A 9,024-nucleotide genomic window follows, 5' to 3' on the forward strand; every position below is an offset into this window, starting at 1 on the left:
CGGGGCTTGTTGATACTCTACTTAAATTTCTTATCAGGATCCCAGACAAAGCTAGCAATACCGCTAAAAATCAAGGTTAGTAAAATAAGAACCAAACCAATCAACAAAGCTGGGATACGAATCAAGTAGGTCAACACTGAAGCTTTCTTACCGTCATCGTAAGTTGCATTTTCGGCATCCAATTGATCAAAGGCAGCCTGCACACGTGCTGTCACTTCAGCGATACCGTCATCATTCATCCGTTTGATGTCAGAAATATCAATAGGGTCACCAAAATTCATATCGACACGCTCACCAGCCAAGAGCCCTTTTATGGTCATGGGACCACGGTAACTGGCAGGCATGATACGCACCTTTGCCATCTTGGCGATGACTGCAACGCCTCCTTTGACGTCTTTTGAATGACGGCTTCCTGATGGAAACATGAGCAAGGATCGGTTGCTTTTTTTGAGCATGTTAACAGGGTAGCGGATAGCGTCCTGACTAGGATTTTCGCGGTCTATGGGAAAGGCGCCACACATGCGAATCCACCAATTGAACATGCGATTCTTAAACAGCTCTTTTTTTGCCATAAAAATAAACTGTTTTGGACGGGCAGCGTAAGCCATATAAACTGGATCCCACCACGTGCGATGCGGAGCAACCAGGATATAGTTCTCGTCTTTATCTAAAATTTTGTCTTCATTGTGGTAGTGGGCATTGCCGTTGAGCACCCAAAGCAGAAAAACCACGAGGGTGCGTAAATAAGTGTAAAACATCAGATCTCCTTATCGTTTTCTAAGGCTACCAAAAATACCTCTGACCAACTCACGTCCAACCGCGCGGACTGCAGAATTGATAAAACTATCGGCAGCTTTTTCAACAGCTGATTTTGGGCGACGAGCAGCCGCACGAGCAACTTTATCTGCTTCTTTGCGTGCGCGTTCTTGCTCTTTTTCAAGAGCTTTAGCGGCCTTCTCAGCTGCTTTAGCCTCTTCTTGCGCCGCTTTTTCGGCACTGGCTTGGGCAACTTTTTGCTCTAGAAGCTCATAAGCCGACTCCCTGTCAAGGCTCTCGGCGTATTTGTCGGTAAATGGCGAAGCATTGACCAAGCCTTGAACATCCAGAGCAGTCAATGGGGTAAAACTTGACTGAGGCGGATAGATATAAGCTCGCTCAACCATGCTCGGCTGAGCTTGCTCGTTGAGGAAAGATACCAAGGCTTCCCCGACTGCCAACTCTGTAATAGCCGTCGCCACATCAAGGTCTGGATTCTGACGGAAGGTCTCAGCTGCCGTCTTGACTGCTTTGAGTTCTTTTGGCGTATAGGCACGCAGGGCATGTTGGATACGGTTACCCAGTTGTGCCAAAATCATCTCAGGCAAATCTAGCGGATTTTGTGTGATAAAGAAAATGCCGACACCCTTGGAACGGATCAAGCGGACAATCTGTTCCACCTTATCAACAAAGACTTTTGGGGCATCTTTGAAGAGCAGGTGAGCCTCATCAAAGAAGAAAACCAGCTTAGGCTTATCCAAGTCCCCCACCTCAGGCAGGTTTTCAAACAGCTCAGCCAATAACCAAAGGAGAAAAGTCGCATACAGACTAGGGGAGTGAAACAACTTAGTCGCATTGAGAATGTTGATGGCGCCCTGACCATCACGATCGCGTTGCATAAAATCAAGCAAATCCAAGGCAGGCTCACCAAAGAAGATATCGCCACCTTCTTCTTCCAAGACCAAAAGACTGCGCTGAATGGCAGCAACAGAAGCCTTAGCAATATGCCCATAGTCCTGGGAATACTGGCTAGCCTGCTCTGCTATTTCCCGTAACAAAGCCTGTAAGTCTTTGAGGTCAATCAAGAGCCAACCACGGTCATCAGCCACCTTAAAAGCGATGTTGAGGATGCCCGTTTGGGTCTCGTTGAGGTTGAGAAGACGCCCCAGCAAGGTCGGTCCCATCTCCGAGATGGTCGTCCGAACAGGTACACCAGCCTCACCAAACACATCCCATAAGCGAACTGGAAAAGCCTTTGGCTCATAAGTGTCAGTCAAGCCTAGCTTGGTCAAGCGTTCAGCCAGCTTTTCCGTTACCTCACCCTCACGCGCCAAATTGGCTAAATCGCCCTTGACGTCTGCCAGAAAAACAGGCACGCCAGCCTGACTCAGCTGTTCAGCAAGAACCTTGAGGGTCACCGTTTTTCCCGTTCCAGTCGCACCAGCGATTAAACCGTGACGATTGAGCATATTGAGCTGGAGGGCAACGGGATTAGTTCCCTTAGCGATGGTTAGTTGTGTCATTTTAGTCTCCTTTTTTGGACAATTGCAGAGCAGATAGGCTCTTGTCGAGTAATCATCTGTCAGGTTGGTTAGACAACCGTACGAGATCACCGTCTCTTAAGCATCATTGGGACGATGAATGAGAAGAGTTTAACACCTCCCCTTCGCCAATGCCTGCAAGAGCTGGTCAACCTGTGCGTAGGTCGCTGACAAGTCCCCTGTGTTGTCAATCACTCGGTCAGCGCGCGTTTGCTTCTCAGCCAGCGACATCTGACTCTGTAGACGTGTTTGAGCTTGGGCTAGCGTATAACCATTGCGGGCCATGAGACGTTGTAATTGGGTCTCTTCATCGACCGCCACCAGCCAGACCTCATCGCACCAGCTAGCGTATCCCTTTTCAAAAAGCAACGGAATATCCAGCACCACCACATCATGTAGCGCAGCCAAGCGGGCTTTCTCTTCTACCAAGGCCTGACGGATAATCTCGTCCTGTAGCTCAGAGGACGTCGCCAACTGTTCTGGACTGGAAAAAATCAATTCCGCCAACTTCGGACGATCAAGCTCGCCATCAGAACGCAGTATCCCTGACCCAAAATGGTTAACCAACGCCTGATAGAGCTTGCCTCCCTTGGCCTGCAAGTTATGCACCAATTGATCGGCATCAACCACTGCTACACCTTGGCGCCTCAAGTAAGCACTCACCGTCGATTTCCCAGAGGCAATCCCACCTGTTAGTCCAATAACCCTTGCCATAATCGTTCCTTGTTTTTCTTTCATTGTACCACAAAAGGCTAGGGAAATAAACTCCCTAACCCCTGCCATCATAACTTACACTTTTCCCGTTTAGCTCTCCAAAAATTTCTTAATCACATCGCGGAAAACATAGCGGACGATGTGAGCCGCGATAAAAACAGACAGCGCTGAGGATAAAATTCCCATAATAATGGCAAGAATACTAAAAGCGCCAAAATTGAAAACGTCTACCATAATCAAGACCTCCTGATAAATTTTACAAGATTATTATATCATAATTTCGGATATTTTTCAACTGACAAGGCAAGGACACGCTGACAAAACTACTCCTGGCATGCTATTCTCAGCTGATTTCTGACACTTTATAGCAACTACTGAAATAAGTCTATCGCCTTTGACACTTGGGACAAAAATGACTGCCCCGACCTGCCACCTTGATTTTGACGATGTCCCGTCCACATCTGTCACAGGGCTGCCCCGTCTTCCCATAGACCTGCAAGTACTCCTGCATGGTCCCGTCCATGCCCAAGGCGTTGCGATAGGTTCGGATAGTCGAGCCTCCCTTTTCAATCCCCAGCTGCAAGATCCGAATGGTCTCATCATGTAGACGCTTGATTTCAGCTTTTTTCAGACTGCTAGCTACACGCTCAGGATGCACCTTCGCCGCCCAAAGCACTTCGTCCACGTAGATATTGCCCAGACCCGCCACCAGAGACTGGTCCAACAGGAGCGGTTTGATAGGCTTTTTACTAGCAGCTACCGCCCGCTCAAAGCTCGCATAGGCAAAGACGCCCTTTTTAGGCTCTGGTCCTAACTTTTTCTTGGTAAAATAGCCGAGCAGATCAGCTGTTCTGACCAATTCCAGCGTGCCAAATTTACGGACATCTTGATAGACGAGGGTCTCATTGCCATCTAAGTCAAAAAAAGCATGAAAATGCTTGTTATCAGGGATTTGGTCAGATGGAAAGAGCAACCATTTGCCTTCCATCCGCAAGTGAGACACCATGGTCATCTGACCGAGACCAAACAGCAGGTACTTGCCCCGACGCCCCATCTGCTCAATGGTCGCACCAGTCAAACTAGCGACAAATTCATCACGGTCTGTCACAACCAGCCTCGGATAGCGGATCCTCACACACTCGATCCGACGACCGACCACCAAGCGCTCCAAGCCTCGTCTGACCGTCTCCACTTCTGGTAATTCTGGCATAATACTCCTTTATAACTTGATGCTTAAATTGGCCAAATAATCACTGCCATAGACTGACAGACGATGCTGGCTATTTTTTGACTCATAAAAATCAATCATGGCAAAACCAGCACGCAACTGACCACCAATCTGCTCGTCAAGGGTATGGCTAAATTCGTAACCGTAATCAGGGTTGATGGTCAACCGCCCATCCTGTTCCAACTCTCTTGCGTTAAAGGGTAGCGGATAGGTTAACAAGGGCTCCTCCTCTGGCATGTCCCAAACCACATCACCGTCGTACATGTAAACCCAAGGGTTCATATAGCCCACCATGAGGAGACCGCCTGGTTTGAGGACACGGTAACATTCCTGCCACAAGTTGGTCAAGTCCTCAATGTAGACATTAGATACTGGGCAAAAAACCAAATCAAAGGCCTCATTCTCAAAGGGAAAGGGCTGGGTCATGTCCGCCTGAACAGTCTTGATGGTCAATCCCTCACGCTCTGCCACCAAACGGTCAGAGGCTAACTGCTCCTTGGAATAATCCATGATGGTTACATCATAGCCATGAAGTGCAAAAAGGGGACCTTGCTGGCCGCCACCAGAAGCCAAACCCAGCACTTTTTTACCTTTCAGCCGATCAAACCACGCCTGAGGTACCGTTTTACCAACAGTCAAGGATACCTCGAGTGGCTGATTTTTAGCAGCCATCAATGCCTCATGACTAATCGGCTGAGTGTAGGCATTGCCACGCTTTTTCGCCACCCGATCCCAGCGGTCCTTATTATAAGCAACAACATCTGTCATGCGTCCTGCTCACTTTCTTATGATTTTAATTGAGTAGAGTTCACTAGGAACAAGTTAGTTAAAAGAAAATCCGCTGCAAGATCCCGTCTGCATCTCGTTCATAGTAGAGTTCTGAGTGGGCATCATTGAAATAAAAGGTCAACAAATCATCCATAGAGTCCGCCAATTCTACCCTACCTGAGGCAATATCGTCACGGTTCACCCAAACAACCTCACCTTCCTCAGATGAGCGAAGCTCTCCCGTAAACTCTGTCGTTCGGTAAAGAAAGACTAAGTAACGGGTACCGTCATCTCGGGTATGAAAATGCTTGACCCCCACCAATTTAGGATTAACTATGGTTAACCCTGTTTCTTCTTTGATTTCTCGGACAACGGCTTCATGCAGGCTTTCTCCGGACTCAATGTGTCCGCCCGGTAGGGCGGCGCCAGACCAAGCATAGCGTTCTGGTGAGCGAATTTGCATGACAAAGCGTCCTTCAGCGTCCTCTATCAAACACATATTGGTTAAAATGACTTCTTGACTTCTTGGCATAATCTTCTCCCTTATCCTTTATCTCATACTTATGATACCATAAAACTGACCAGATTGCTCTGGTCAGCAGTACCGTTATATTCTCTTGAACGCTACAAACCGTGTGCCTTGATAGGTTAACTCCCCCTCATCACCTTCCGCGAGCTGACCGTAATCGGTGCTTTTGACCCGAAATTCCTGACGGGTCTTATCAGCAAATTCAAAGGTGACATAGTAGTAGGTGTAAGCATTGTTGGTTCCCCTCACCTGCTGACGCTTGGTCACTAGACAAGCTCCTCTCGTCAAGCGCTCCGCTTGGTTATCGCTCTGCCATTGGAACAAAAAGCGAATCAACTGAAAACCAAAAATAGCTAGTATGATAGCAAATATAGCAAAGGGAACGAGATGAAAGTAGTAAAAGATAAAGTCTGTCATCACAACCTCCTAAAAAGCAACTTTACAAGGTGCCTCCTCCATGGTCAGCTTCAGTCCGTCTCGAAAAATCGAAGACAAGCGGTGCTAAGCCTATTCTACCGCTATCCAGCATGATATTGTCTCGCGCGATTGAAGTTATTAGCGCTCTTGGGCTTCAAAAATCCAACAACGTTTCCACTGGTGACTTTCACCTGGAGCAATGCGAATCGTCTGAATGATTTCTGGACTGACGATATGGTCGGTCGCCCAGAGCAAGAGACTGGTCGGTTTGACACTGTCAATCCCTGTCACACTCGCCTTGGCTCCCTGATGCAGCAACTTCCACGTAAAAGTGTCCTGCTCAGCGATTCCTTCAGTTGACAAGACACTAAGCGACACATCGGTCTCGCACTTGTCAAAGCGAATAGCACGACCATCCGCGATAAAATTATTATGGTCGTAACCACCCCAGCCCTCTAGGCGCTCCGTCCCAAGATCTGGCATGTCAGGCAATTCCAGACGGTAGTCAGGCGAAATCGCCATACCATCAATGCTGAGGAAATTATGGCAGTACTCCTCAGTCTCAATCACATTCTCGCCAACATTGGTGATTTCCCCTTCCAAAATCAGCCTGTTGTCCTCAATCGTGATGGTTTTACGGATAGTCGCGGCGATGCCGCGACATGGCAGAGCTTCTGTGACAAACTCCGCAGAGGTAGCCGTATGAGTAAAGCTAACAGGATAAGGCGTCACCTCAGGATAAGTGTAGTCAAAACGGTAGCCCTGATTAGAATCTTGCTTAATCAAGCCAACACCCAATTTGGGGAAATACTCACCAATCTCAGTGCCCTGACTAAAATCAGCACTAAACTCACAACATAATCCTCGTCCACCTGACGATGGATGCCTGAGGTTCATGGGCTCATTAGCCCCAAAATGAGTATCTCCATCCAAAACAACATTTGAAATATAGCCTGCACGATCAAAACGATGGGTATCGTTTGGTCGCTCCCCAGGTTCTGAAATCTCTACCCGCAAACGGTCGTTGGTCAAAAAAATCATCTTTTTCCTCCTTGTTAATCGCTTTCATTATATCATATTCGATTAATTTTGTATAGATATTTGGCAGTAAAAGACAGGAGAGTGACATGGAAAAAGACTTGCTAAGTGTCAAATCTGAAAATGTTGCCTTTTAACTCATAATAAAAGGGAATCATAAACTACCTCCTTACGTTTTCTATTATAGGACTTTAAAAGAGATTCTAATACCTAGAGAACATTTCAATAAGCTATTCAAATCAGCTCCCAAACTAAATGGTTATTATGCATGGTTAGTTAATTCTCTAGTAACCGCGCCATAACAGCCTGATCAAAGACATCAAGCATAATCACTTTAGTTATCAAAAAATGCTAATTTCAAGAAGCCATCTACTTCGCTTTGAATAGTAAAACGGTCTGGGAAGAGACCATTTTAGCTTGTTTCCTAAAAATTTAAAACAAACAAAAAGAGAAGACCACTATGGTCCTCTCCTGTTGTTCATAATAAGTCACCNTTACAGTTGACAAAGAGNNGCAAAAAGCAANGGATTTGATGCCGTTGCTTTTTTGTTTGAGTCAGNTAGACTGTTGCCCTAGACTCAGNAGTCTATGGTTCTTCATCAGCTAATACAGGACAAAGAAACTCAAGCTATCATCTAGCGACGATGACGTTTAAGCCCATAGCCTACTGCTGCTAGAACTACCGTACCAAGAACAATNAACAAACCACCATTTGCTTCTCCTGTGCTAGGTAGAGTCACTCGACGACGAGAAGAACCACCTTTAGGGGTAACATTAGTTGTTGTCACTCCTCCTGATGTTGATACAGTGGTCATGGTTGTACCCTCCGTCGTAGTCGTTGTAGACTCGGTCGTGCTTGGAGTTGTACTTTCCGTCGTAGTCGTTGTAGACTCGGTCGTGCTTGGAGTTGTACTTTCCGTCGTAGTCGTTGTAGACTCGGTCGTGCTTGGAGTTGTGCTTGCCGTAGTAGTCGTTGTAGACTCGGTCATGCTTGGAGTTGTACTTTCCGTAGTGGTCGTTGTAGACTCGGTGGTACTTGGAGTTGTACTTTCCGTAGTGGTCGTTGTAGACTCGGTCGTGCTTGGAGTTGTACTTGCCGTCGTAGTCATTGTAGACTCAGTCGTGCTTGCAGTTGTACTTTCCGTAGTGGTCGTTGTAGACTCAGTGGTGCTTGGAGTTGTACTCTCCGTCGTAGTCGTTGTAGACTCGGTCGTGCTTGCAGTTGTACTCTCCGTCGTAGTCGTTGTAGACTCGGTCGTACTTGGAGTTGTACTTTCCGTCGTAGTCGTTGTAGACTCGGTCGTACTTGGAGTTGTGCTTGCCGTAGTGGTCGTTGTCACATACTCATTGACAAACTGTTTTTCAGCAGGGTAATCAACCACCGCTACCAACTGACCTTGACCATTATCTGTTACAGTGACAGTAATAGCCAATTCTTTAGTATCGTAAGTAATCTCGGAATCTGTGCCTTTGACTTCCTTTACCTTGTAGGTGTACGTCCCTGCTTTATCGAAAGTCAGCTCACCAAAGACAACATTGCCATCACCATCATTTGTTACGGTCTCAATCTCTTTACCAGACTCATCTGTCAGCGTAAAGGAGAACTCATCTGCCTTCAACTCACGTCCAGTCAATGANTTCGCTACTTGAATAGTTGCTTTAGCTGGTGCTGTGGTGTAGGTATTTTTGAAGGTCTTATCGTCGTTCTTATAAGTAATCTGTTCAACTTTTAATTGACCTTGACCATCATCAACCACTTTTACTGTGGCCTCGATTGTCTTTTCATCATAGGTTACACCAGCGACTTCACCTTTATTTTCCTTAATCGTGTAAGTAAACTCACCTGGAGTAACATAAGTTAAGGTAGAGAAGGCAACCACACCTGTAGCAGTATTTTTAACTGTCTCTAGTTCTTCACCATCAGCATTGATTAAGGTGAAGGAGAACTCATCTGCCTTCAACTCACGTCCAGTCAATACTTTAGTCACACTAAGTTGTGCAGTCGTTGATTTAGCTTGGTATTTGTTCTTGAA

At 46.6% G+C, this 9,024-nt stretch carries 10 protein-coding genes; all 10 read right to left on the reverse strand.

Features of this window, described 5'->3' with window-relative positions:
- Positions 1–17: 17 nt before the first annotated feature.
- Entirely contained in the window at positions 18–758 is a 741-nt protein-coding gene (locus A3GW_RS0107610) for a lysophospholipid acyltransferase family protein (RefSeq protein ID WP_018368695.1), read from the reverse strand.
- Positions 759–767: 9 nt separating this feature from the next.
- Entirely contained in the window at positions 768–2,279 is a 1,512-nt protein-coding gene (locus A3GW_RS0107615; RefSeq protein ID WP_018368696.1) for a helicase HerA-like domain-containing protein, read from the reverse strand.
- 129 nt (positions 2,280–2,408) lie between these two features.
- Positions 2,409–3,011, reverse strand: a complete 603-nt coding sequence (gene coaE / locus A3GW_RS0107620) for a dephospho-CoA kinase (RefSeq protein WP_336884519.1) — start codon at positions 3,009–3,011, stop codon at positions 2,409–2,411.
- 90 nt (positions 3,012–3,101) lie between these two features.
- On the reverse strand, positions 3,102–3,245 hold the full coding sequence (locus A3GW_RS11885; RefSeq protein WP_018368698.1) for a hypothetical protein: 144 nt from the start codon (positions 3,243–3,245) through the stop codon (positions 3,102–3,104).
- Between the two features lie 151 nt (positions 3,246–3,396).
- On the reverse strand, positions 3,397–4,221 hold the full coding sequence (gene mutM, locus A3GW_RS11955) for a DNA-formamidopyrimidine glycosylase (RefSeq protein ID WP_018368699.1): 825 nt from the start codon (positions 4,219–4,221) through the stop codon (positions 3,397–3,399).
- Between the two features lie 9 nt (positions 4,222–4,230).
- Entirely contained in the window at positions 4,231–5,007 is a 777-nt protein-coding gene (locus A3GW_RS11960; RefSeq protein ID WP_018368700.1) for a class I SAM-dependent methyltransferase, read from the reverse strand.
- A 58-nt stretch (positions 5,008–5,065) separates the two neighbouring features.
- A complete protein-coding gene (locus A3GW_RS0107640; protein WP_018368701.1) occupies positions 5,066–5,539 on the reverse strand; it encodes an 8-oxo-dGTP diphosphatase in 474 nt (157 codons plus the stop codon).
- A gap of 75 nt (positions 5,540–5,614) precedes the next feature.
- Positions 5,615–5,953 carry a DUF2500 domain-containing protein gene (locus A3GW_RS0107645; protein WP_018368702.1) on the reverse strand — a complete coding sequence of 113 codons (339 nt, stop codon included), beginning with the start codon at positions 5,951–5,953 and terminating at the stop codon, positions 5,615–5,617.
- 138 nt (positions 5,954–6,091) lie between these two features.
- A complete protein-coding gene (locus A3GW_RS0107650; RefSeq protein ID WP_018368703.1) occupies positions 6,092–6,994 on the reverse strand; it encodes a hypothetical protein in 903 nt (300 codons plus the stop codon).
- Between the two features lie 632 nt (positions 6,995–7,626).
- Positions 7,627–8,979, reverse strand: a complete 1,353-nt coding sequence (locus tag A3GW_RS11255) for a Spy0128 family protein (RefSeq protein WP_473965404.1) — start codon at positions 8,977–8,979, stop codon at positions 7,627–7,629.
- Between the last annotated feature and the right edge of the window lie 45 nt (positions 8,980–9,024).

Source organism: Streptococcus entericus DSM 14446 (genome assembly GCF_000380025.1).
GTDB classification, from domain to species: Bacteria; Bacillota; Bacilli; order Lactobacillales; family Streptococcaceae; genus Streptococcus; species Streptococcus entericus.